The sequence below is a fragment of the Shinella sp. M31 genome (genome assembly GCF_049199205.1).
Taxonomy (GTDB): Bacteria; Pseudomonadota; Alphaproteobacteria; order Rhizobiales; family Rhizobiaceae; genus Shinella.
In genome coordinates this window covers 1-23,018 of record NZ_JBLZPH010000048.1, presented here as the reverse complement: position 1 = coordinate 23,018, position 23,018 = coordinate 1, and the positions used below count along the sequence as shown (strand labels likewise).

The following is a 23,018-nucleotide window of genomic DNA, read 5'->3' as shown; positions in this document are numbered from 1 at the left end:
AAGCTCTGGGCGCTGCCGCACTGGTGGCGGGCGATCTCGAACCTGGCGATCTTCGCCTCGCTCTACATCGTCATCTGTTCGGTGCTGGGCCTGGCGCTCGCCATCCTGCTCGACCAGAAGATCCGCGCCGAAGGCATTCTCAGGCCGATCTACCTCTACCCGATGGCGCTCTCCTTCATCGTGACGGGCACCGCCTGGAAATGGTTCCTCGATCCCGGCATCGGGCTTGAGAACACCATGCATCTCTGGGGCTGGGAAAGCTTTGCCTTCAGCTGGATCAAGGACCGCAACTACGCCATCTACTGCGTGGTGATCGCCGCCGTCTGGCAGTCTTCCGGCTTCGTCATGGCGATGTTCCTCGCGGGGCTTCGCGGCGTCGACAACGAGATCATCAAGGCCGCGCAGATCGACGGCGCCTCGACCTCGACCATCTACCGCCGCATCATCATTCCGCTGATGCGCCCGGTCTTCCTCTCCGCCTTCGTCGTGCTCGCCCACCTCGCCATCAAGGCCTACGATCTTGTGGTGGCGCTGACCGGCGGCGGACCCGGCCAGGCGACCGAACTGCCGGCGACCTTCATGTATTCCTACACCTTCACCCGCAACCAGATGGGCATCGGCGCTTCGTCGGCCATCATCATGCTGGTCATGATCTTCTCGATCATCATCCCCTACCTCTATTCCGAAATCCGCGGAGGCAAAGGCCGATGAGCGCGCAAAACCCCGACAACGTCATCTCGCACAACAAGCTGACCCGTGCGCTGATCTACGCCGCGCTCATCCTGTTTGCGGTCTATTACCTGCTGCCGCTCTATGTGATGCTGGTGAACTCGCTGAAGCCGCTGGAGGAAATCCGCCAGGGCGGCATGCTGAACCTGCCGAAAGTCTGGACCATAGAGCCCTGGCTGCAAGCCTGGTCGACCGCGCAGATCGGCGTGCAGCCGACGGGCCTGCGGCCGTTCTTCCTCAACTCGATCCTGATGGTCGTGCCGGCCGTCGCCATCTCCGCCATCATCGGCGCGCTGAACGGCTACGTACTGACCAAGTGGCAGTTCAGGGGTTCCAACGTCTTCTTCGGGCTGCTTCTCCTGTCCTGCTTCATCCCGTTCCAGATCGTGCTGATCCCGATGGCGCGCATTCTGGGGATGATCGGGCTTGCCGGCTCGCTCTGGGGGCTGATCCTCGTCCATGTCGTTTACGGCATCGGCTTCACGACGCTCTATTTCCGCAACTACTACGAAAACTTCCCGACCGAACTGGTGCGTGCGGCCCAGATCGACGGTGCGAGCTTCTTCCAGATCTTCTACCGCATCCTGCTGCCGTCCTCCGGCCCGATCATCGTCGTCTCGGTCATCTGGCAGTTCACCAATATCTGGAACGACTTCCTGTTCGGCGCCTCCTTCTCCGGCGCGGATACGACGCCGATGACGGTTGCGCTCAACAACCTCGTCCAGTCCTCGACGGGCGTGAAGGAATACAACGTGCATTTCGCGGGCGCGATCCTCGCGGCGCTCCCCACCCTCATCGTTTACATCGTCTCCGGACGGTACTTCGTGCGCGGCCTGATGTCCGGCGCCGTGAAAGGATAACGCTCATGTCGTTCCTCAAGATCAGCAACCTGCGCAAGTCCTACGGCGCGCTCGAAATCCTGAAGGACATCAATATCGAGATCGAGCAGGGCGGCTTCCTCGTGCTCGTCGGCCCCTCCGGCTGCGGCAAGTCCACGCTGCTCAACACCATCGCCGGGCTGGAGCCGATCACCTCGGGCGACATCGCCATCGACGGCCGCTCGGTCGCAGGCCTGCACCCCTCCAAGCGCGACATCGCCATGGTGTTCCAGTCCTACGCGCTCTATCCGAACATGACGGTGGCCGGAAACATCGCCTTCGGCATGGAAATCCGCGGCGTGCCGAAGGAGGAGCGCGACAAGGCGATCAAGCAGGTCGCCGACATGCTGCAGATCGGCCATCTGCTCGAGCGCAAGCCCGGCCAGCTCTCCGGCGGCCAGCGCCAGCGCGTCGCCATGGGCCGGGCGCTGGTGCGCGATCCGAAGCTCTTCCTGTTCGACGAGCCGCTGTCCAACCTCGACGCCAAGTTGCGCGTCGACATGCGCACGGAAATCAAACGCCTGCACCAGCGCATGAAGACCACCATCGTCTATGTGACGCACGACCAGATCGAGGCGATGACCCTCGCCACCAAGATCGCGGTCTTGAAGGACGGCGTGCTGCAGCAGTTCGGCTCGCCCTCGGAAATCTACAACAACCCGGCCAACATCTTCGTCGCCGACTTCATGGGCTCGCCGGCAATGAACCTGCTCTCGGCAAAGATCGAACAGAACGGCGCCGACATGGCGGTCTCGCTGGCCCGCCACCAGGCCGACCCGCTGGTGCTTTCCGTGCCGAACGCGCCCGGCGGGCTTGCTGCCTACAAGGGCAAGGATGTCATCTTCGGCATTCGCCCCGAGGCACTGACCGACCCTGATGGTGCCGACCGCAACGCCCGCACGGTGGCCGAGGGTGACTGCCTGATCGAGGTGGTCGAGCCCGCCGGCGCCGATACCTTCGCCGTCACCCATCTCGGCGGCAAGGAGATCGTCGCCCGCCTGCGCGCCGACGTGCGTATCACCGCCGGCCAGACGGCACGCCTTGCCTTCAACCTCGACAAGGCCGTGTTCTTCGATCCCGCCAGCCAGCTTCGCATCGCCTGAGAGCCCCATGACCACGCAGCCGGACATCGTGATTATCGGATCGGGCATCGGCGGCGCCACCATGGCCGCCGCCCTCGCCGGCTCGGGCGCACGCATCGTCATTCTCGAGCGCGGCGAGCGCCTGCCCGACACGCCCGAGACGCGCAGCTACCGCTCGATCTTCGTCGACGGCCATTTCCGGCCGAAGGAGATGTGGCGCGAGCCTGATGGCACGGCGTTCAATCCGGGCAATTTCTATTTCGTTGGCGGCAATTCAAAACTCTTCGGCGCGGTGCTCCTGCGCTATCGCGCCGAGGATTTTACCGAGATGCAGCATCTCGGCGGCGTCTCGCCGGCCTGGCCCTTCCCCTACGAGGAGCTGGAGCCGTGGTACGGTAAGGCCGAGCGCCTGTTCGAGGTGCGCGGCGAACTGGGCCAGGACCCGACCGAGCCGCACCATTCCACGCCCTATCCGCACGGCCCCGTGCCGGACGAGCCGGCGATCGCCCGCGCGCGCGACGAACTGAAGGCGCAGGGGCTCAATCCGGCGACCCTGCCGCTCGGCGTCGATATCGACGCATGGCTCGCCGGCGGGCGCACGCCCTGGGACGGCTTTCCCAACGCCGGCAAAGGCAAGAAAGACGCCGAGACCGCGCCGCTCGCCGCAGCCCTGCTCGACCCTGACATCACGCTCGTCACTTCCGCCCATGTCGATACGCTGGAGGCCGGGCCGGACGGCCGGATCACCGCGATCCACTACACCCAAGGCGGCGAGAGGAAGCGGCTTTCGCCGAAACTCGTCATCCTGTCGGCGGGCGCGATCAATTCGGCCGCGATCCTGCTGCGCTCCGGCGACGGCAAGGGGCTCGCCAACGGCTCCGATCAGGTCGGGCGCAACTTCATGAACCACAATTGCAGCGCCATGCTGGCGATCAACCCGTTCCGGCGCAACGACAGCATCTACCAGAAGACACTGATGCTGAACGACTATTACCTGACCGGCGGCCGAGACGGCCTGCCGCTCGGCAATGTCCAGCTGCTGGGCAAGATCAACGGCGACATCCTGAAAGCCAACGCGCCGGCCTATGCCCCGCGCTTCGCGCTCGACTTCATGGCCGGCCACGCAATCGACTGGTACATGATGACCGAGGACCTGCCCAATCCCGAAAGCCGCATCATGGTCGACGGCAAGGGCATCATCATGCAATGGCGGCGCTCCAACATGGAGGCGCTCGCCGGCCTGGAGGCGAAGATGCGCGCCCATTTCAAGGCCGCCGGCTACCCGATCGTCCTCACGCGGCCCTTCGACAAGCGCACTCCCTCGCACCAGTGCGGCACCGTGCGCATGGGCCTCGACCCGGCCACCGCCCCGCTCGACCCCTATTGCCGCGCCTTCGACCACGCCAATCTCTACGTCGTCGACGGGGGCTGCCTGCCGACCTCCGCGGCTGTCAATCCGGCGCTCACCATCGCCGCCCAGGCGCTGCGCGTCGCCGACCATATCCGCGCAAAGGAGTTGTCAGCATGACCCGCCCCGTCGCCATCGTCACCGGCGGTCGCCGCGGCATCGGCCTCGGCATCGCGAAGGCCCTTGCCACGGAAGGTTTCGACATCGCCGTCACCGGCATCGGCGACAGCGACGCAACGACCGATACGATGATTTCCGATCTCGCCCGGCTCGGCGCCCGCGCGATCTACCTCAAAGGCGATCTTGCCGATCTCTCCGGCCATGCGGCGACCGTCGCTGCCGTCGAAGACCGGCTCGGAGCGATTGCCTGCCTCGTCAACAATGCGGGCATCGCCTCCGTCGTGCGTGGCGATTTCCTAGATCTGGCGCCGGAGAATTTCGACGCGATCGTCTCGACCAACCTGCGCGGCACGGTGTTCTTCACTCAAGCCGTGCTGAAGGCGATGCTGGGGTCGAAACAGGCGGCCGGCCCGCGCGCGATCATCAACATCACCTCCGTCTCGGCCGGCCTCACGTCGCCCGAACGGCTCGACTATTGCATGACCAAGGCCGGCCTTGCCGCCTTCAGCCAGGGACTGACGCTGAGACTCGCGGACACCGGTATTTCCGTCTTCGAAATTCGTCCGGGCATCATCCGTTCCGACATGACGGCCGGCGTCTCGGCGAAATACGACGCGCTGATCGAAGGCGGCCTCGTGCCGATGAAGCGCTGGGGCGAGCCCGACGATATCGGCTCCGTCGCGGCGGCGCTTGCGAGCGGCAAATTCGCCTTCGCCACCGGCTCGGTAATCAATCTCGACGGCGGGCTGTCGATCGGCCGGCTGTAAGTCACGCGGGGTTGCCCCTCACCCCGCCCTCTCCCCGCAAGCGGGGCGAGGGAGACGAGAGGGCGCGGCAAATTCCCTTCTCCCCGCCTGCGGGGAGAAGGTGCCGGCAGGCGGATGAGGGGCAACCCCGCAAGCCAAGGCATCAAAACGCTCTGAGGACCAAGGCATGACCTACGACTACATCATCACCGGCGCGGGACCGGCCGGCTGCGTGCTGGCGAACCGGCTTTCCGAAGATCCGACCGTTCGCGTCCTGCTGCTCGAAGCGGGCGGCGGCGACTGGAACCCGCTGTTCCACATGCCGGCCGGCTTTGCCAAGATGACCAAGGGCGTCGCCAGCTGGGGCTGGGAGACCGTGCCGCAGAAACACATGAAGGGCCGCGTGCTGCGCTATACGCAGGCGAAGGTCATCGGCGGCGGCTCCTCGATCAACGCGCAGCTCTATACCCGCGGCAATGCCGCCGACTACGACCTCTGGGCGAGCGAAGACGGCTGCGAGGGCTGGAGCTACCGGGAAATCCTGCCCTATTTCAAGCGCGCCGAGGACAACCAGCGCTTCGCCGACGACTACCACTCCTATGGCGGGCCGCTCGGCGTTTCCATGCCGGTCTCGGCGCTGCCGATCTGCGACGCCTATATCCGTGCCGGCCAGGAACTCGGCATTCCCTACAACCATGATTTCAACGGCCGCCAGCAGGCCGGTGTCGGTTTCTACCAGCTGACCCAGCGCAACCGCCGCCGTTCCTCCGCCTCGCTCGGCTACCTCTCGCCGATCAAGGACCGGAAAAATCTCACTATCCGCACCGGTGCCCGCGTCGCCCGCATCGTGCTGGAGGGCACCCGCGCCGTCGGCGTCGAGGTCGTCAGCGGCACCAGTGTCGAGATCATCCGGGCCGAGCGCGAAGTGCTCGTCTCCTCCGGCGCCATCGGCTCGCCGAAACTGCTGCAGCAATCGGGCATTGGCCCGGCCGATCACCTGCGTTCGGTCGGCGTCGAGGTCAAGCATGACCTGCCCGGCGTCGGCTCCAACATGCAGGACCATCTCGACCTCTTCGTCATTTCCGAATGCACCGGCGACCACACCTATGATGGCGTCGCCAAGCTGCACCGCACGCTCTGGGCCGGCCTGCAATATGTGCTCTTCCGCTCCGGGCCCGTCGCCTCCTCGCTCTTCGAGACCGGCGGCTTCTGGTACGCCGATCCTGAGGCGCGTTCGCCGGATATCCAGTTCCATCTCGGCCTCGGCTCGGGCATCGAGGCCGGCGTCGAAAAGCTGAAGAATGCCGGCGTGACGCTGAATTCGGCCTATCTGCATCCCCGCTCGAAGGGCACGGTGCGGCTTGCCTCCGCCGATCCGTCAACAGCGCCGCTGATCGACCCCAACTACTGGGACGATCCGCATGATCGCAAAATGTCGATCGAGGGCCTGAAGATCGCCCGCGAAATCATGCAGCAGGCCGCGCTCAAACCGTTCGTCATGGCCGAGCGCCTGCCGGGACCGAAAGTCGTGACCGACGAGGACCTGTTCGACTATGGCTGCGCCAATGCCAAGACGGACCATCATCCGGTCGGCACCTGCAAGATGGGCACGGGGGCGGACGCGGTCGTCGGGCTCGATTTGAAGGTGCACGGGCTTGACGGACTGCGCGTTTGCGACAGTTCCGTCATGCCGCGCGTTCCCTCCTGCAACACCAATGCGCCGACGATCATGGTGGGCGAGAAGGGCGCCGACATCATCCGCGGCCTGCCGGCGCTGCCGACCCAGGTCTTCCAGCACGAGCGCAACGACCTGCGTCCGCGCGCCCGCACCAACATCCGATAGGGGAAACCATGATCCGCCATTGCGTCTTCATCCGCTTCAAGCCGACCATCTCCGTCGCCTACAAGACCGAGCTGTTCAACGAGATCGATGCCCTGAAGGACCGCCTGCCGGGCATGGTCGCCGTACATATCGGAACCAATGTCAGCCCGGAAACCGGCATGGACAAGGGCTTTTCCGACGGCTTCATCGTCGATTTCGCCGACAGCTTTTCGCGCGATGCCTATCTGGAGGATCCCGAACACAGAGAGACGGGCGGCCGCCTCGTCGCGGCGGCTGAGGGCGGCGTCGCCGGCATTCTCGTCTACGACCTCGAGACCGACGACTAGACCCGGCCGGCCCGGCGCGAAAGCATGCGCTCGAGCGCGGAAAAGGCATCGTAGATCAGCACCGCCAGCACCGCGACAACGAGACCGCCTTGCAGCACAAAGGCGAGGTTGTTGGATTGCAGGCCGGCGATGATGACCTCGCCGAGGGTTTTCGCCGCAACCGTCGAGCCGATGGTGGCCGTCGCCAGGCTGATCGTTACCGAAAGGCGGATGCCGGCGAGAATGATCGGCAGCGCCAGCGGCAGTTCCACTTTTGTCAGCCGCTGCCACGCCGTCATGCCGGTTCCCTTCGCCGCCTCGACGATGGCGGGCGGCAGGGTGGAAAGGCCGGTCATGGAATTCTCGAAGATCGGCAGCAGGCCATAGAGGAAAAGCGCAATCAGCGTCGGCTTTTCGCCAAAACCCACGGCGGGCACGGCGAGCGCCAGCACGGCAACCGGCGGAAAGGTCTGGCCGATATTCACCAGGCTGCGCGACAGCGGCAGGAATTCCGCGCCGATCGGCCGTGTGACGAGGATGGCGAGACCGACGGCGACGATGGTCGCGGCAAGCGTTGCGGTGAAGACCGTGGCGAGATGGGAGAGCGTCAGCGACAGCAGGCTGCCCTGATTGTATACGGCCGGCGCATTGGCCTGCACCAGCGGCTTCAGCAGCGGCTCGAACAGCATGGGCTGCACGAGGAAGGCGATCAGGATGATCAGCGCCGCCAGCCGCAAAAGATTGGGCAGGAGCCGCTTCATTGCGGCCTCGCGGCGCGACGGGCCAGGCCGGCAAGCGTCACGCGGCCGAGGGCTGCGCCATCCGCACCGACGACCGGCAGGGCATCGCGGCCGGACCACAACAGTGCCGACAGCGCGTCGCGCTGGCTGGTCGCCGCTGCAAGCGGTTCGCCATCCGCAGTGCCCGCTTCGGCGGCATCGCCGGCCGTACCGATCGAGAGCAGCCGGAACGGCCGTTCACCGGCGCCGATCAGCGTCTCGACGAAATCCGTGGCGGGATTGACCAGCATCTCCTCGGGAGCGGCGTATTGCACGATCCGGCCCTTGTCCATCACGGCGATCTTGTCGGCGAGATGGAAGGCCTCCTCCATGTCATGCGTGACGAGGATGATCGTCGTGCCGAAATGTTTCTGGATCGCCAGAAGGTCGTCCTGCGCCTTGGCGCGGATGACCGGATCGAGCGCGCCGAAGGGCTCGTCCATCAGCAGGATGTTCGGCTCGGCGGCAAGCGCCCGGGCAACGCCGACGCGCTGCTGCTGGCCACCCGACAGTTCATGCGGATAGCGCGGGCCGAAGGCGGCGGGGTCGAGCTGAAAGAGCGACAGCAGCTCCTTCACCTTGGCATCGATGCGGCTTTTGTCCCAGCCGAGCAGCGTCGGCACGGTGGCGATGTTTTCCGCCACCGTGCGGTGCGGGAAGAGGCCGTGACCCTGGATGGCATAGCCGATGCGGCGGCGCAGTTCATAGCCGGGCATCGACCGGTTGTCCTCGCCGTCGATGCGGATGGTGCCCGAGGTCGGCTCGACGAGGCGGTTGACCATGCGCATCAGGGTCGTCTTGCCGGAACCCGACGTGCCGACGATGACGGTGATCGTGCGCGGAGCGATCGTCATCGAGACATTGTCGACCACGGTGTTGTCGCCATAGCGCTTGGTGATGCTGTCGATCTCGATCATGCGGCCCTGCCGGGTTTGGAGAGGGAAAGTTCGGTCGCGGCATCGAGCACGATGGCGGCCGCAAAGGCGAGCGCGACCGTCGGCACCGCGCCGAGCAGCACGAGGTCCATGGCCGTCTGGCCGATGCCCTGGAACACGAAGACGCCGAAGCCGCCGCCGCCGATCAGGGCGGCGATGGTGGCAAGCCCGATGTTCTGCACCAGCACGATGCGGATACCGGTGAGAATGACGGGAAAGGCAAGCGGCAGCTCGACGCCGAACAGCCGCTGACGATCCGTCATGCCGATGCCGCGCGCCGCATCATTGGCATCGCGCGGCACGCCGGCAAGGCCGACGACGGTGTTGGCGACGACCGGCAGCAGCGAATAGAGAAAGAGCGCGACGAAGGCGGGGGCCGCGCCGATCCCGCGAATGCCGATGGCCGCAGCACCCGGCACATGGAGCGCGATCCAGCCGAGCGGCGCGATCAGCAGGCCGAAGAGCGCAATCGACGGGATCGTCTGGATGATGTTGAGCACATTGAGCACGCCAGCGCGCAGGGCCTCCACGCGATGGCAGAGGATGCCGAGCGGCAGCCCGACCAAGGTCGCCGCCGCCAGCGAGCCGAGCGCCAGCACGACATGCCGGCTGGCTTCCAGCCAGAAGGTCTCGGCGCGGCTGCCATATTCCTTGAGGATCGACAGCCCGTCCCAGGCACCGGACATCAGGAGGGCGGAGACCGCCACCGCAACGGCCGCCAAAAGCGCCACCCGCGCAAGCGGCGAAAGTTTCAGCCGTGCCAGCGCATCGGCGGTCAGCAGCGCGAAGGAAAAACTGGTGAGCCAGAAACCGGAGGCCGGCGAAACACGGGCATAGGTATTTTCCGGCGGTGTGAGATGGCCGGCGGACAGGCCGATGAGAACCGCGAGAACCGCGAGGGCCGCAAGGCCGAGCACCAGCCGCAGCAGCGTCGGCGTCTTCAGAACGACGAGCACGAGGGCGACGGCGATAAAGGCGAGCAACATCGCGCCGACGCCGGACGGCAATGCATCGAGGATCGCGCGCGGCTCGCCGGGCACGATGCGGTTGGCCCGGAAATTGGCAAACGGCGCCAGAAAGGCGCCGTAAGCCAGCAAAGCGGCGATCACCACGCCGAGCTTGTCGATCCTGAACCGCATGAACGCCTTTCGAGGGAGAACCCTCCGCCCGGCCGGGCGAAGGGTGATCGCGGTTACTTGATGAAGCCGTTCTTCTTGAGGAAGTCTTCGGCAACCGCCTTGGCCGGCTCGCCGCCGACCTGAACGCGGCCGTTGAGATCCTGCAGCGTGACGAGGTCGAGCTTTTCGAAGACGGGCTTCAGCAGCTCCTCGATCTGCGGATTGGCCTTCAGAACCTCCTCGCGGATGATCGGCGCCGGCTGATAGACCGGCTGCACGCCCTTGTCGTCTTCGAGAACGACGAGGCCCGACGGCGCAATGCCGCCATCCGTGCCATAGACCATCGCGGCGTTCGCGCCGTTGGTCTGGTTGGCCGCGGCGGCGATCGTCGCCGCCGTGTCACCGCCCGAAAGCGTGATCAGCTGTTCCGGCTTAAGCGTAAAGCCGTAGGTCGTCTGGAAGGCCGGAAGGGCGGCTGCCGAGTTCACGAATTCCGAGGAGGCCGCAAGCACGACCTGGCCACCGCCGGAGACGTATTTGCCGAAGTCGCTGAGCGTAACGAGCTTGTTCGGCTCGGTCACATCCTTGCGCAGCGCGATCGCCCAGGTGTTGTTGGCCGGCGACGGCTGCAGCCAGACGATCTTGTTGGCATCATAGTCGAGCGTTTTCGCAAGCTCATAGGCCTTGGTCGCATCCTTCCAGGCCGGATCGTCGGCCTTTTCGAAGAAGAAGGCGGCATTGCCGGTATATTCCGGATAGATGTCGATCTCGCCCGCGATGATCGCCTGGCGGACGACCGGGGTCGCGCCGAGCTGGACGCGGTCCGTCGTCTGGATGCCGTTGGCATTCAGAACGGACAGGATGATGTTGCCGAGGACACCGCCTTCCGTATCGATCTTCGAGGAAACGACGACCTGGGCCTGGGCGGCACCGGCGGCCAGACCGAGGGCCAGAGCTGCTCCGATAAACTTGACGACTGGGCGCATGTGAAAACCTCTCCTTGTGCGGCAATTCGTGGCCACAGTTTCACCACGTTTCAGAAAGCCCGTCCGGGCAAAGCATTCCATATATGGCAGCAAATCGCAAAAAACAGACTGCGAAGGCAGAACAAGACACGGCGTTTATTGCCGCGTCCAAAGCGCTTTAAAATTTATGCCGGAAGAACCTATCCGGCAAAAGAAACCCATTGCAATCGGCCATGCCATCCGACAGTCTTCCAACAGGCCCATCCTCCATTTCGATAGTGCATTTCATCACTGCCGGGAACCATCCCGGGCCCGATGTCCGGCGCAAATTTTTTGAGGGGACAATGAGCATCTACATCCTCGCATTGCTGATCGGTGTCGTGGCAGGGCTTCGCACCATGACGGCACCGGCGGCCGTCAGCATCGGCGCCACCCTCGGCTGGCTGCCGCTTTCCGGCACCTGGGCCGCTTTCATGGGCTATCGCTTCACGCCCTATGTTTTCGGTGTGCTCGCGCTCGTCGAATTCGTCACCGACCAGCTGCCGAGCACACCGAGCCGCAAGGTGCCGCAGCAGTTCGGCGCGCGCATCGTCAGCGGCGCCTTCTGCGGCGCCGTCATCGGCACGGCCGGCGGTGCGCTGATCGGCGGGCTGGTGGCCGGCGTGATCGGCGCGGTCATCGGCACTTTGGGGGGGGCGGAAGCCCGCCAGCGCCTCGTCGCGGCGACCGGCGGCAAGGACCTGCCCATCGCGCTTCTCGAAGACGCCGTCGCCGTGCTGCTCGGCCTCTTCGTCGTCTCGTCGGTTCTCTGATGCAGACATTCGACGCCATCATCATCGGTGCGGGCCAGGCCGGCCCGTCGCTTGCCGGGCGGCTGACGGCCGCCGGCCGGAAGGTCGCGCTGATCGAGCGCAAGCTCGTCGGCGGCACCTGCGTCAACACCGGCTGCATGCCGACCAAGGCCATGGTCGCCAGCGCCTATGCCGCCCACCTCGCCCGCCGCGGCGCCGAATACGGCGTGGTGACCGGCCCTGTCGCCATTGATTTCGCCAAGGTCATGGCGCGCAAGGACACGGTGCGCTTCGATGCCCGCAAGGGCAACGAGGACTGGCTGGAAAGCATGGAAGGCCTGACCTTCATCCGCGGCCATGCGCGTTTCGAAAGCCCGACGGAAGTTCGCGTCGGCGACGACCTGTTGTCCGCTCCTCAAATCTTCCTCAATGTCGGCGGCCGCGCCGTCGTGCCGGACTTTCCCGGCGTGGAAGACGTGCCGCACCTCAACAACGTCTCGATCATGGAGCTGACGGAGGTGCCGGAACACCTCGTCGTCATCGGCGGCAGCTATATCGGGCTGGAATTCGCCCAGATGTTCCGCCGCTTCGGCGCCGAGGTCACGGTCGTCGAGAAAGGGCCGCGACTGATTGCACGGGAAGATCCAGATGTCAGCGACGCCGTGCGCGACATCTTGGAACGGGAGGGCATCGCGATCAGGACCGGGGCGGAATGCATCCGGTTTTTCAAAAGCGACGGTGGTGTCGGGGTGGGCGTCGACTGCACGGCCGGCGCACCCGAGATCACCGGCTCGCATATCCTGCTCGCCACCGGGCGGCGGCCGAACACCGACGATCTCGGCCTCGACAAGGCAGGTGTGGCGGTGGACAAGCGCGGCTACATCACCGTCGACGAGCGGCTGGAAAGCAACGTGCCCGGCATCTTCGCCATGGGCGACTGCAACGGCCGCGGCGCCTTCACGCACACGTCGTACAACGACTTCGAGATCGTCGCGGCGAACCTGCTCGACAACGAACAGCGCAAGGTGAGCGACCGCATCCAGACCTACGCGCTCTATATCGATCCACCGCTCGGCCGCGTCGGCATGAACGAGACGGAGGCACGCAAGACGGGCCGCAAGCTCTTGATCGGCACCCGGCCCATGACGCGTGTCGGCCGCGCCAAGGAGAAGGGCGAAACGCTCGGCTTCATGAAGGTCATCGCCGATGCGGAGACGAAGGAAATCCTCGGCGCCTCCCTTCTCGGCACCGGCTGCGACGAGGCGGTGCAGAGCATCCTCGACGTAATGTATTCCGGCAGGCCCTACACAACGATCACGCACGCCGTGCACATTCACCCGACGATATCGGAACTAATCCCGACGGTTTTCGGCGACATGCAGTCGGCGGAGTGAAGCGGCCAGAGATCGCTTCAGGGCGTTTGCAGGAAAAACCCCTCATCCCGCTGCCGCGACCTTCTCCCCGCAAGCGGGGAGAAGGGGAAGGAAGCAAGCTCTCCCTCAAAAACGTCCACCGTCATGAGGCAAACTTGGCCGCGTGTGCCTTCTCCCCGCTTGCGGGGAGAAGGTGCCGGCAAGCGGATGAGGGGCAGCGCTTGCCGTAAGCCCGCATTCGCGCACACTACTTCCTGATCGTCAGCGCCGGATTATGGGCGAAGAAGTTGTGCGGCATGATGTGTACGGTCTTCCACTCCGTCGACATGACCGGCCAGTCCTCCATGCGCGGAATGTGGTGGAAGCCGGCGGAGAACCAGGTGACGATGTCCTTGCCCATCAGGCTCTGGTCCTTCTTCACCCACTCGGCGAGCGTATCCGAACCATCGCTCTGCATGGCGAACTTGCCGCCGGCGTACCGCTGTTCCGGGTCATAGACCGTATTCCACACCGAATATTCGATATAGGCATTGCGCTTCATCGGCGGGTCGTTCTCGAAGTCGAACGGACCGTAGGACACGTCGCCATGGTGGATCATATAGCCCGGCTCATGGCCGAGATAGCCTTCGCGCGACGGGTCGGAGATGTGGAAGTAGCGCGGCTGCGAGGCGGAGAGCTTGTAGCGCGCCTCCATTTCCGTCATCGGCATCTTGTGCTCGACCGTCCACATCGACTTGCGCGGGCTCGACGCGTCGAGCTTGGCCGGCACGATATCCATCGTCGAGAAGTGGTTGATCGGCTGATCGACGTCGAAGTCGATGCGGAAGTTGAAATAGTGGTCGTGGTTGGCGGCGACGAGGTTCGGCGCGATCAGCGTGCCATGCGCCGTATCGGCCTTGGCCGTCGCATCCTTCATCGAGGTGGAGGCGACACCCTTCACCGCATCAAGGCCGGTTGCACCGACATAGATGTTGACCTGGCCGTTCTGCTGCAAGCGATAGTCGATGAGATAGTCATAGTTGCCGACTTCAGAGGCCGTGCGCACCACGAGTTCCGTCGCCGGGCGTCCTTCCGCCGGGATCGGCTTTTCCGGCGTCTGGGCGAAGACCTCGAAATGGCGCCAGGCCGGATCGCCGATGCTGCGCTCGAAGACGCAGATCGCATCGGGAATGACCAGCGGCTGGCCCTTGTCGTCGGCGATCGTCGCCGGCAGGAAGGTGGCATGCGCGGGGCAATCGATGCCGGCGCGCAGCGGCGTCAGGAACAGGCCGAAGCCATATTCCCCGCTGTCCATGTAGGTGCGCCAATACCAGCCTTCCGACGGGTCCATATAGGGCACGAAGACTTCCGACAGATGCGCCTGATAGATGACCGAACGCCAGGTGCCGTCATCGTTGACGTCGAGATTGGAGAGCACCAGGCCCGGCCGCTTGTCGACACGGAAGTTGAAGCGCCAGATATCCCATTCGAGATGGCTGCCGTCGATCTTGTAGTTCGGGCCGCCCTCCTGCACCAGCTTGACGGGGTTGGTCTCGGCGCGCAGCGGCGTGCGCTTGGCGACTTCCTCCTCCGTATAGCCCCAGCCATCCTTCGGCACATCCAGCACGCCGGTATCGACGACGCGCAGCACTTCCTTCTTGCCGATATCGTAAAGCGCAAACAGGCCCTCGATCGGCTTAGCATAGAAGTTGGAGCCGTCGGGCACCTGATAGCAGGGCACTTTCATCAGGCGGGAATTGGTGTATTCGTCGGTGAAGAAATTGCCGGCGGTGAGCGGCAGGCAGAAGGCCTGTTCCGGTTTCAGGCCGCGCTTGGCAAGGCCAGCCACCATTTCGGGATTACCGAGTACGCCTTCCAGCGCCCCCATGAATTCCGTGAACAGCACCATAGGCTGTCCCTTGGTCTTCTCGTTGCTCTCCACCGCGCCCTTGGTGATGTTGACCACCGCCTCGCTGAAGCCTTCCTTGCTGGTCAGGTAGACCGTCGCCTTGCGGTCGAGGCTGTCGCCCTCCTTCCAGGCGAGCACATCGGCCTTGGCGGGCTCCTTCAGCTCGATCAGCGGATAGAGCGTGGTGTCGTCGGCAACCTTCTGGTCGCGCAGGATCTGGTTGATCTTCTGGTATTCCTCGGCGGTCAGGCCATCCAGCGGATGGGCGGCTGCGGCGGTGGTGGTCAGGCCGAAGGCCAGCGCCGTTGCAGCAAGATAGTTCGTCAGTCTCATGATCGTTCCCTCTTCTGTTGTTTTCTCAGGCGAAGACCACCTGGATATCGGTGTATTCGGCAAGGCCTTCCTCTGCGAACTCCACGCCGATGCCGGAAAGCTTGACGCCGCCGAAGGGCGCATTCGGCTGGATGGCGCCGTGTTTGTTGATCCACACGGAGCCGCAGGCCATGCGGCTCGCCACTTTCTTTGCAGCAGCGATATCCGACGACCAGACCGAGCCGCCGAGCCCGTTCGGGCTGTCGTTCGCCAGCCGGATCGCCTCCTCGACATCGGAATAGCGGATGACCGGCAGCGCCGGGCCGAACTGTTCCTCGTCGACCAGCGCATCGCCGTTGCGCAGGCCCGACACGATGGTCGGCGGGAAGAACAGGCCCTCGCCCGGCTCGCCGCCGAGCAGCACCCTGCCGCGTCCCCTGGCATCCGCGACGAGCCGCGAAACCTTGTCGAATTGCATGCGGTTCTGGATCGGGCCGAGAATGCTCGCCTCCTCCATGCCGTTGCCGACGGGGATCGCCTTCGCATAGGCAACGAGCGCGTCGCAGACGGCATCGTGAATGCTGTCGTGCACATAAAGCCGCTTCATCGCCGCGCAGGTCTGGCCGTTGTTGATGAAGGCGCCCCAGAACAGGCCCTCGGCGATCGTCTGCGGATCAGCATCCGGCAGCACGATGCCGGCATCGTTGCCGCCCATCTCCAGCGTCAGGCGCTTCATGGTCGCGGCTGCCGACTGCATGACCTTCTGGCCGGTGGCGCAGGAACCGGTGAAGACGATCTTGGCGATATCCGGGTGTGCCGACATGGCACCGCCGAGATTGAACGCCTTGTCATCGCCCGTCACCACATTGACGACGCCGGGCGGCAGCACCTCGTTCATGATCTGCACAAGCCGCAGCGTCGAAAGCGGCGTATAGGGCGACGGTTTTACGACAACGGTGTTCCCGGTGCGCAGCGCCGGCAGGATATGCCAGACGGCGATCATCACCGGGAAATTCCATGGTGTGATCGAGCCGACGACGCCGAGCGGCTTGCGATGCAGCTCCACCCGCCCCTGCTCGTTGTCCTGCAAGACCTTGACCGGGATCGAAAGCCCCGTCGTATAACCCGCCCAGGCGACGGCGCCGCCGACTTCCCAGCGCGAGCCGAGGCCGTTCAGCGGCTTGCCCTGCTCCAGCGTGATGATTTCGGCAAGCTCCGCCGCATGTTCCTCGATCTTCGCGGTCACCGCAGCACAGGCCGCCTGCAACGCCGCATCGCTCTGCGCCGACCACGACGCGAACGCCGCCTTGGCGACTGACACGGCCGCATCCAGCTCGACGCCGCCCATGTCAGGCGCACGGCCGACCTCCTCGCCCGTCGCCGGGTTGATGACGGCAAAGTCCGCGCCGACAGCCGCCGGCTTGCCGCCGATGGTCGCCTTGAATTCCATCATTTCCGCCTCCTTCATGGCAGGCCGCCTCCTCCGGCGGTCCTATCTGGTGGCAGAGAATAGAAGCGGGCGCGGCATCAGACTTGGACGGCGCCGTCCCGACTTTTGGACAAAAGCGTCAATGGCAGCGCGCAACCGCACCCGGTGTGGCGCCGTATTTCTTGCGGAACTCGCGGTAGAAATAGGAGAGGTCGTTGAAGCCGCAGTCGAAGGCGACGGCGGTCACGCCTTCCGACGGCTGTTCCCGCCGCGCCGTCAGCCGGGCATGCGCCAATTCCAGCCGGCGATTGAGCAGCCTATGGCCGGGCGTTTCGCCGAGCGGCCGGAAATGCCGTTGCAGCATGCGCTCGGACACATTGAGGCGGGTGGCAAGCTCACGCGGACCGAAGGCGGGATCCGCCCGATGCCGGTCGATCATCGCCAAAGCACGCGACAGCAGGGTCTCGGCCGGCGCCGCGACGCCGGCAACCCGGCTCGAATGCAGGTAGGCGCCCATCAGGCACAGGAACGCCTCGCCGAGCTGCGCCTGCGCGCCGTCCTCCAGCAGCATCTTTGCGATGACCGCGCGCATGGCGACCCAGAGCGGGTCATCCCGCAAGATCGGGAGGCCGCCGGCACAGGCATTGCCGAACCGATGCACCACCTCGTCGCGCGGAATGTGCAGGGAGACCTGGTTGGAGCGCTCGCCGCGATAGAGAAAGGTCGAGGGCTTGACGGAATCGACGAGGAACATGTCACCCGGCAGTAGCTCGGCCACATGATCGCCCTGTTCGACGCGACATTGGCCGGCATCCTGCACGAGCAGGAAGAAATATTCGCCGGGATCCTGCCGGATGGAGCGGGTGCTGCGGGCGACCTCGGAAGCATCGAGCGCGACGATCGCTGTATCGAACGGTCCGACGCGCCGCGTGGTCACGTCACCATTGACGACGCCGCTGCGCCGCATGGGCTCCAGATCGAAGGACCCGCAGACCTTGCGGATTTCCGCTTCGAGAATTTCCACCTGTACCGGCTTGTGTCCCGGCGTCATCAGCGACTGCATTGCGCCCTCCCCGGCTCCCGCAGAATGCCTTTACTCCCAAACTATCTCATCACAGTCCGCAGCGCTTGCCTACCGTTCCAGCGCTGAAACCGCCGGCCGCCGCCGCCCGGCGCAACCCCTCCGAGGGCGCCTCGGCAAGCCCCTCCGCCGCAAGCCGGTCGAGCACGGCCACGACCTCCGCAAGCCCACGCGCCTCGGCATAGTGCATCGGACCGCCACGCCAGCGCGGAAAACCGTAGCCATGGATCTTCACCAGATCGATATCGGCGGCACGGAGCGCCACGCGCTCTTCCAGAATGCGCGTCGCCTCATTGACCATCGGCAGCAGGATCGCATCGGCAATCGACGCGTCATCCCAGGCGCGCTGGGGGCGGCCCGTAGCCGCCTCGGCGATGACCGCCGCAACGGTCTCCGACGGTTGCGGCGACCGGTCTCCGGGCTGATAGTCGTACCAGCCGCCGCCGGTTTTCTGGCCGAACCGCTGAAGCGCGCAAAGCCGCTCCGCCACGGGGGCAAAGGGTGTTTCGCCCCGCTCGCGCGCCGCCTTGCGCTGGAAGGCGGCGATGTCAAGGCCGCCGAGATCCTGCGCTTCGAACGGCCCCATGGGCAGGCCAAACGCGCGCATGGCGGCATCGACCGCCAAGGGCGGCGCGCCCGACAACAGCAGGCGCTCGGCCTGCGCACGCGTCACCTTCAGGATACGATTGCCGATAAAACCATCGCAGATGCCGGCGCGGACCGGGATTTTCGCAAGCTGGCGAGCGAGCGCGAAGCCGGCCGCCAGAACCTCCGGCGCCGTCGTTTCCGTCGGTACGATCTCCAGCAGTTTCATGACATGGGCCGGGCTGAAGAAGTGCAGGCCGAGGAACCGCTCGGGATGGGCGATGCCGTTGCTGATCGCACCGGGATCGAGATAGGACGTGTTGGTGGCGAGCACCGCATCCGACCGGCAGACCGCCGAGAGCTTTTCGAAGACCGCGCGCTTGACGACGAGATCCTCGAAAACGGCCTCGATGACGAGGTCCGTATCGGCAAGCAGGCCGTAGTCATCGCCGCCGGTGACGCCCGCCATGCGCTGGTCGGCAACCGCCTGCGCCATACGCCCGCGTTTGACGGAGCCGTCATAGATCGCCCTGACATTGGCAAGCCCGCGCTCCACCGCCGCGGCGTCGCGCTCGATCAGCACCACCGGCAGGCCGGCATCGCGCAGGGCCGCGGCGATGCCCGCCCCCATCGTGCCGCCGCCGATCACCGCAGCCGAGCGGATGTCGCGCGGAGTGACGCCGGCGAGTTCCGGCGGACGGGGCGCAGCACGCTCGGCGAAGAAGACATGGCGCAGGGCTGCGGCCTGCTCGGAGCCGCGCAGGGCGAGGAAGGTTTCACGCTCGAAGGCCATGGCATCGGCGAAATCCGTCTCGCAAGCCTTGCGGAGGGAGGCGAGCGCGCGCAGCGGCGCAATCTCGCGCTTCGCCTTGGCCGCGACGGCCTTTTCAGCACTTTCCCAGAAGCCGGCTTCGACAGCCGGAACGGCACGGTGGGAGATCGGCAGCGGCAGCGGTTTTTCCGCAATGCTCTCAGCGAAAGCGATGGAACCCGCACGCAGATCCCCGTCGATGACGGCATCGACAAGCCCAAGGCCTTCCGCCTTCTTCGCGCCGACCGGACTGCCGCCCGTCGCCAGATCGACGGCCGCCGCCGCACCGATCAGGCGCGGCAGACGCACCGTGCCGCCGGCGCCGGGAATGATGCCGAGCTTGACTTCCGGCAGGCCGAGGCTGGCGGAGACCAAGGCGACACGGTAGGCGCAGCCGAGCGCCACTTCGAGGCCGCCGCCGAGCGCGCTGCCGTGGATCGCCGCGACCCAAGGCTTCTTCGCCGCCTCGATAGCCGCCACGACGTCGGGCAGATGCGGCGGCTGCGGCGGCTTGCCGAATTCGCTCACATCGGCACCGGCGATGAAGGTGCGGCCGGCGCAGATCAACACCACGGCTTTTACCCTACTGTCCGCATCCAGTTCCGCCACTGCCTCGACAAGCGCCTGGCGCAAGGCCTGTGACAGGGCGTTGACGGGCGGATTTTCGACGGTGACGACGACGACGGAACCTTCTCGGGCGATGGTGACGGTCATGATCTCAGATTCCCAGATAAGCGGCGCGGATACGTTCGTCGGCGATCAGTTCGGCGGCGGGGCCGGACATGGTGATCCGCCCCGTCTCCATGACATAACCGCGGTCGGCGACGGAAAGCGCGCCAAAAGCATTCTGCTCGACGAGAAGCACGGTGACGCCGAGCGCCTTCATGCTTTTGACCACATCGAAAATCTGCGCGACGAGGATAGGGGCAAGGCCCATACTGGGTTCATCAAGCAGCAGGCAGGAAGGCCGCGCCATCAGCGCGCGGGCGATCGCCAGCATCTGCTGCTGGCCGCCCGAGAGACCGCCCGCCGCGAGGTTCCGCTTCTCCTTGAGGATCGGGAACATCACGAAGGCGTCCTGCATGTCGCGGTCCGCCTTGTCGTCGGCAAAGAGATAGGCGCCGAGACGCAGGTTCTCCTCCACCGTCAGGTTGGTGAATATCTGCCGGCCCTCGGGCGACTGGGCAAGGCCGCGCTGCACGCGGCGGTGCGCGGACACCGTTGTCAGCGCTTCGCCGCGAAACAGGATGGAGCCCGCCGAAACCGGCTGGATGCCGGAGAGGCATTTCAAGAGCGTCGTCTTGCCCGCGCCATTGGCGCCGACAACCGTGACGATCTCGCCGGAGGCGACGTCGAGATCGATGCCGTGCAGCACCTCGATGCGGCCGTAGCGCGAGCGCAGTCCCTCAACCGTCAGCATGGTTCGCCTCCGTCGCCTGGGCACCCAGATAGGCCTCGATGACGCGCGGATTGCGCGCAATCGCCGTCGGCTCGCCTTCCGCGATCTTCTCGCCGTGATCGAGCACCACGATATGGTTGGAAATGCGCATGACCATCTTCATGTCGTGCTCCACCAGCAGGATCGACACGCCTTCGGCCGCGACCTGCGCGATAAGGTGATCGATCTCCTCTGTCTCGACGGCATTGCAGCCGGCAGCGGGCTCGTCGAGAAGCAGCACACGCGGTTTCAGCGCCAGCGCCCGGGCGATTTCCAGCCGCTTCAGCGCGCCGTAGGAGAGCGAGCCCGCCTCCTGCTCGGCGGCGCGGGAAAGGCCGACGCGGTCGAGCAGCGCACGGGCGCTTTCCGCCGAGGCCCTGCTGCGCCGGCCGGACGCCGGCAGCGCGAAGAGATCGGCGAAGACCGAGCCGCGCTCGTGCAGGTGATGGCCCACGACGGCGTTTTCCAAGACGCTCATTGACTGGAAGATCTGCAGGTTCTGGAAGGTGCGCGACAGGCCGCGGCGCGCGAGAAGATGCGGCGGCATGCGCGTGACATCCTCGCCGTCGAGCACGACGCGGCCGCGCGCCGGGGCATAGACGCCCGATATCATGTTGAACAGCGTTGTCTTGCCGGCACCGTTCGGGCCGATGACCGAGACGATCTCGCCGGGTTTCAAGGAGAAGCCGACATCGTTGACGGCGCGCAGGCCGCCGAAATCGATGCCCAGGCCTTCGATCTGAAGCAGGCTCATTCCCCCCTCCCCCGGATACGGCGCGCGATGGACGGCAGCAGCCCTTCGCGCATGAAAATCATCACGAGCATCATGACGAGGCCGAGCATGAGCTGTTCATATTCCTGGAAGATCGTCAGCACCTGCGGCAGCGTCGTCAGGATCGCCGCCCCGAGAATGGCGCCAAGCACGGAACCGGCACCGCCGAGCACCGTCATGGTGACCATCTCGATCGAATGCATGAAACCCGCGACATCGGGCGTGATGAACTTGTTCTGCAATGCCAAGAGCGAGCCCGACACCGAGGCATAGACCGCCGAGAGCACGAAGGCGACGAGCTTGTAATGCGCGACATCGACGCCGACCGTGCGGGCCGCGACCTCCGAACCATGCAGGGCACGCAGCGCTCGGCCGGTCGGGCTATGGTAGAGATTGAGCGCCAGCCAGGCGCCGAGCACCAGCACGAGGCCGGAAAAGGCATACCAGAACTCGGTGTTGGACAGGTCGATGCCGGTGGCCTTCAGCACGGCGCGCAAGCCCAGTTCCGGCACCGCCATGCCGTCAGGCCCGCCGGTCAGTTGCGCCTCGTTGGAGAGCACCATCGAGACGAGGATGCCGAAACCGAGGCTGGCGACCGCGAGATAATAGCCCTTGAGCCGCAGGATCGGCCGGCCGACGAGATAGGCAGTAGCCGCCGAGAGAAGCGCGCCGAGCACGGCGGCAAGCGCCGGATGCAGGCCGAGATGGACGGGCGCTAGCGCGCAGGCATAGGCGCCGATGCCGGCGAAACCGGCATGGCCCAGGCTGATCTGGCCGGCATAGCCGATGAGGATGACGAGGCCTGTTACCGCAAGGCCGTTGACGAAGATCAGCGAGCCCACGCGGAAATAGTAGGACGACGGAAAGAAGGCCGGCGCGATCGCGATGACCGCGGCGAGGATGAGGAGCGTGATCGCCTTGCTGGAAAGCCGCATGATCACACCCGATCCGTCGACTTGCGGCCAAACAGGCCCTGCGGCATGGCGAAGAGCACGGCGAGGATGACGACGAAGGCGGCGGCATCCTTGTATTGCGAGCTGATATAGCCGGCCGTCATCGCCTCGAGCACGCCGAGCAGCAAGCCGCCGACCAGCGCGCCCTTGGGATTGCCCATGCCGCCGAGCATGGCGGCGGCAAAGCCCTTCAGCGCGAGCGCCAGACCGACATCGTAGCCCGTCAGCGTGATCGGCGTCACCAGCACGCCGGCCAGCGCGCCGATGGCGGCGGACATGGCAAACGAGAGCGTCATCACATAGTTGGTGTTGATGCCGACGAGCTGGGCGGCGATGCGGTTGTTGGCCGTCGCCAGCACCGCGCGGCCGATCAGCGTGCGCGTGAAGAACAGCCAGAGACAGACGAAGACGGCAAGCGCGCCGGCAATGACCCACAGGCTCTGCGGCAGGATCGTCGCGCCGCCGATCAGGATCGGCTGGTCGCCGGAAAAGGCCGGGAAGCGGTGCAGCTGCTTATCGAAGACCAATTGCGTGGCGCCGCGGATGAAGATGGAGGCGCCGATGGTGATGATGATCAGCGAGACGACGGGCGCGCCGCGGGCGGGCTCGATGGCGAGCTTATTGAGCGCGACCCCCACCGCCGAGGTGACGATGATGGCGATCAGCGCGGCGAGCGG

At 65.4% G+C, this 23,018-nt stretch carries 21 protein-coding genes; 9 read left to right on the top strand and 12 right to left on the bottom strand.

What is annotated here, in order from left to right; all coding sequences use genetic code 11:
* The 7 genes from ACOZKU_RS07835 to ACOZKU_RS07805 all read left to right on the top strand — a co-directional run.
* Positions 1-711 (top strand): carbohydrate ABC transporter permease (locus ACOZKU_RS07835; RefSeq protein WP_421578400.1); only part of this gene is annotated, 711 nt, incomplete at its 5' end.
* Positions 708-1,589, top strand: coding sequence for a carbohydrate ABC transporter permease (locus ACOZKU_RS07830; RefSeq protein WP_421578399.1), 882 nt, complete (start codon positions 708-710; stop codon positions 1,587-1,589). The genes ACOZKU_RS07835 and ACOZKU_RS07830, both read left to right, overlap by 4 nt.
* Positions 1,590-1,594: 5 nt before the next feature.
* Positions 1,595-2,710, top strand: coding sequence for an ABC transporter ATP-binding protein (locus ACOZKU_RS07825; protein ID WP_421578398.1), 1,116 nt, complete (start codon positions 1,595-1,597; stop codon positions 2,708-2,710).
* Positions 2,711-2,717: 7 nt separating this feature from the next.
* Positions 2,718-4,217 carry a GMC oxidoreductase gene (locus ACOZKU_RS07820; RefSeq protein ID WP_421578397.1) on the top strand — a complete coding sequence of 500 codons (1,500 nt, stop codon included), beginning with the start codon at positions 2,718-2,720 and terminating at the stop codon, positions 4,215-4,217.
* Positions 4,214-4,984 carry a 3-ketoacyl-ACP reductase gene (locus ACOZKU_RS07815; protein ID WP_421578396.1) on the top strand — a complete coding sequence of 257 codons (771 nt, stop codon included), beginning with the start codon at positions 4,214-4,216 and terminating at the stop codon, positions 4,982-4,984. The genes ACOZKU_RS07820 and ACOZKU_RS07815 overlap by 4 nt, the downstream gene beginning before the upstream one ends.
* Positions 4,985-5,150: 166 nt before the next feature.
* A complete protein-coding gene (locus ACOZKU_RS07810; RefSeq protein ID WP_421578395.1) occupies positions 5,151-6,806 on the top strand; it encodes a GMC family oxidoreductase in 1,656 nt (551 codons plus the stop codon).
* 8 nt (positions 6,807-6,814) lie between these two features.
* The gene (locus ACOZKU_RS07805; RefSeq protein ID WP_421578394.1) at positions 6,815-7,132 is read left to right on the top strand and encodes a Dabb family protein; all 318 of its coding nucleotides are present in this window, start codon (positions 6,815-6,817) and stop codon (positions 7,130-7,132) included.
* On the opposite strand, the gene ACOZKU_RS07800 is transcribed toward ACOZKU_RS07805, so the two are convergent.
* From ACOZKU_RS07800 to osmF, 4 genes are read right to left on the bottom strand one after another with little or no spacing between them, the layout of a single operon-like run.
* Entirely contained in the window at positions 7,129-7,872 is a 744-nt protein-coding gene (locus ACOZKU_RS07800; RefSeq protein ID WP_421578393.1) for an ABC transporter permease, read from the bottom strand. The two genes, ACOZKU_RS07805 and ACOZKU_RS07800, sit on opposite strands and share 4 nt — an antisense overlap.
* The gene (locus ACOZKU_RS07795; RefSeq protein WP_421578392.1) at positions 7,869-8,807 is read right to left on the bottom strand and encodes an ABC transporter ATP-binding protein; all 939 of its coding nucleotides are present in this window, start codon (positions 8,805-8,807) and stop codon (positions 7,869-7,871) included. Before ACOZKU_RS07795 ends, ACOZKU_RS07800 begins: the two co-directional genes overlap by 4 nt.
* Positions 8,804-9,964 (bottom strand): ABC transporter permease, encoded by a 1,161-nt coding sequence (locus ACOZKU_RS07790; RefSeq protein WP_421578391.1) that lies wholly within the window; start codon positions 9,962-9,964, stop codon positions 8,804-8,806. The genes ACOZKU_RS07795 and ACOZKU_RS07790 overlap by 4 nt, the downstream gene beginning before the upstream one ends.
* Positions 9,965-10,017: 53 nt before the next feature.
* Positions 10,018-10,929, bottom strand: a complete 912-nt coding sequence (gene osmF / locus ACOZKU_RS07785; RefSeq protein ID WP_421578390.1) for a glycine betaine ABC transporter substrate-binding protein OsmF — start codon at positions 10,927-10,929, stop codon at positions 10,018-10,020.
* A 323-nt stretch (positions 10,930-11,252) separates the two neighbouring features.
* Here osmF and ACOZKU_RS07780 point away from each other — a divergent pair, with 323 nt between their 5' ends.
* Both ACOZKU_RS07780 and ACOZKU_RS07775 read left to right on the top strand, forming a co-directional pair.
* Positions 11,253-11,720: a DUF4126 domain-containing protein gene (locus ACOZKU_RS07780; protein WP_421578389.1), complete on the top strand. Its 468-nt coding sequence runs from the start codon at positions 11,253-11,255 to the stop codon at positions 11,718-11,720.
* Positions 11,717-13,093, top strand: a complete 1,377-nt coding sequence (locus tag ACOZKU_RS07775) for an FAD-containing oxidoreductase (protein ID WP_421578402.1) — start codon at positions 11,717-11,719, stop codon at positions 13,091-13,093. The genes ACOZKU_RS07780 and ACOZKU_RS07775 overlap by 4 nt, the downstream gene beginning before the upstream one ends.
* A gap of 226 nt (positions 13,094-13,319) precedes the next feature.
* Here the strand turns inward: ACOZKU_RS07775 and ACOZKU_RS07770 are convergent, their stop codons facing one another.
* The 8 genes from ACOZKU_RS07770 to ACOZKU_RS07735 all read right to left on the bottom strand — a co-directional run.
* On the bottom strand, positions 13,320-15,293 hold the full coding sequence (locus ACOZKU_RS07770; RefSeq protein ID WP_314086685.1) for a tyramine oxidase: 1,974 nt from the start codon (positions 15,291-15,293) through the stop codon (positions 13,320-13,322).
* A gap of 25 nt (positions 15,294-15,318) precedes the next feature.
* Complete coding sequence (locus tag ACOZKU_RS07765) at positions 15,319-16,725, bottom strand: aldehyde dehydrogenase family protein (protein ID WP_421578401.1); 1,407 nt, start codon at positions 16,723-16,725, stop codon at positions 15,319-15,321.
* 115 nt (positions 16,726-16,840) lie between these two features.
* A complete protein-coding gene (locus tag ACOZKU_RS07760; protein WP_421578388.1) occupies positions 16,841-17,764 on the bottom strand; it encodes a helix-turn-helix domain-containing protein in 924 nt (307 codons plus the stop codon).
* A gap of 49 nt (positions 17,765-17,813) precedes the next feature.
* Positions 17,814-19,892, bottom strand: a complete 2,079-nt coding sequence (locus ACOZKU_RS07755; protein WP_421578387.1) for a 3-hydroxyacyl-CoA dehydrogenase NAD-binding domain-containing protein — start codon at positions 19,890-19,892, stop codon at positions 17,814-17,816.
* A 4-nt stretch (positions 19,893-19,896) separates the two neighbouring features.
* Positions 19,897-20,598 carry an ABC transporter ATP-binding protein gene (locus tag ACOZKU_RS07750; RefSeq protein WP_421578386.1) on the bottom strand — a complete coding sequence of 234 codons (702 nt, stop codon included), beginning with the start codon at positions 20,596-20,598 and terminating at the stop codon, positions 19,897-19,899.
* Complete coding sequence (locus tag ACOZKU_RS07745) at positions 20,585-21,370, bottom strand: ABC transporter ATP-binding protein (protein WP_421578385.1); 786 nt, start codon at positions 21,368-21,370, stop codon at positions 20,585-20,587. Before ACOZKU_RS07745 ends, ACOZKU_RS07750 begins: the two co-directional genes overlap by 14 nt.
* Complete coding sequence (locus ACOZKU_RS07740; protein ID WP_421578384.1) at positions 21,367-22,323, bottom strand: branched-chain amino acid ABC transporter permease; 957 nt, start codon at positions 22,321-22,323, stop codon at positions 21,367-21,369. The genes ACOZKU_RS07745 and ACOZKU_RS07740 overlap by 4 nt, the downstream gene beginning before the upstream one ends.
* Positions 22,324-22,325: 2 nt before the next feature.
* Positions 22,326-23,018: branched-chain amino acid ABC transporter permease (locus ACOZKU_RS07735; RefSeq protein WP_421578383.1), on the bottom strand; the 693-nt coding region annotated here is incomplete at its 5' end.

Excerpts from the sequence above, each read along its gene's own strand:
- ACOZKU_RS07740 (WP_421578384.1), bottom strand. The coding sequence starts at position 22,323 with ATGCGGCTTTCCAGCAAGGCGATCACGCTCCTCATCCTCGCCGCGGTC.
- osmF (WP_421578390.1), bottom strand. The coding sequence starts at position 10,929 with ATGCGCCCAGTCGTCAAGTTTATCGGAGCAGCTCTGGCCCTCGGTCTG.
- ACOZKU_RS07750 (WP_421578386.1), bottom strand. The coding sequence starts at position 20,598 with ATGCTGACGGTTGAGGGACTGCGCTCGCGCTACGGCCGCATCGAGGTG.
- ACOZKU_RS07830 (WP_421578399.1), top strand. The coding sequence starts at position 708 with ATGAGCGCGCAAAACCCCGACAACGTCATCTCGCACAACAAGCTGACC.
- ACOZKU_RS07780 (WP_421578389.1), top strand. The coding sequence starts at position 11,253 with ATGAGCATCTACATCCTCGCATTGCTGATCGGTGTCGTGGCAGGGCTT.
- ACOZKU_RS07800 (WP_421578393.1), bottom strand. The coding sequence starts at position 7,872 with ATGAAGCGGCTCCTGCCCAATCTTTTGCGGCTGGCGGCGCTGATCATC.
- ACOZKU_RS07825 (WP_421578398.1), top strand. The coding sequence starts at position 1,595 with ATGTCGTTCCTCAAGATCAGCAACCTGCGCAAGTCCTACGGCGCGCTC.
- ACOZKU_RS07820 (WP_421578397.1), top strand. The coding sequence starts at position 2,718 with ATGACCACGCAGCCGGACATCGTGATTATCGGATCGGGCATCGGCGGC.
- ACOZKU_RS07815 (WP_421578396.1), top strand. The coding sequence starts at position 4,214 with ATGACCCGCCCCGTCGCCATCGTCACCGGCGGTCGCCGCGGCATCGGC.
- ACOZKU_RS07805 (WP_421578394.1), top strand. The coding sequence starts at position 6,815 with ATGATCCGCCATTGCGTCTTCATCCGCTTCAAGCCGACCATCTCCGTC.
- ACOZKU_RS07810 (WP_421578395.1), top strand. The coding sequence starts at position 5,151 with ATGACCTACGACTACATCATCACCGGCGCGGGACCGGCCGGCTGCGTG.
- ACOZKU_RS07770 (WP_314086685.1), bottom strand. The coding sequence starts at position 15,293 with ATGAGACTGACGAACTATCTTGCTGCAACGGCGCTGGCCTTCGGCCTG.
- ACOZKU_RS07790 (WP_421578391.1), bottom strand. The coding sequence starts at position 9,964 with ATGCGGTTCAGGATCGACAAGCTCGGCGTGGTGATCGCCGCTTTGCTG.
- ACOZKU_RS07795 (WP_421578392.1), bottom strand. The coding sequence starts at position 8,807 with ATGATCGAGATCGACAGCATCACCAAGCGCTATGGCGACAACACCGTG.
- ACOZKU_RS07760 (WP_421578388.1), bottom strand. The coding sequence starts at position 17,764 with ATGCAGTCGCTGATGACGCCGGGACACAAGCCGGTACAGGTGGAAATT.
- ACOZKU_RS07765 (WP_421578401.1), bottom strand. The coding sequence starts at position 16,725 with ATGATGGAATTCAAGGCGACCATCGGCGGCAAGCCGGCGGCTGTCGGC.
- ACOZKU_RS07745 (WP_421578385.1), bottom strand. The coding sequence starts at position 21,370 with ATGAGCCTGCTTCAGATCGAAGGCCTGGGCATCGATTTCGGCGGCCTG.
- ACOZKU_RS07755 (WP_421578387.1), bottom strand. The coding sequence starts at position 19,892 with ATGACCGTCACCATCGCCCGAGAAGGTTCCGTCGTCGTCGTCACCGTC.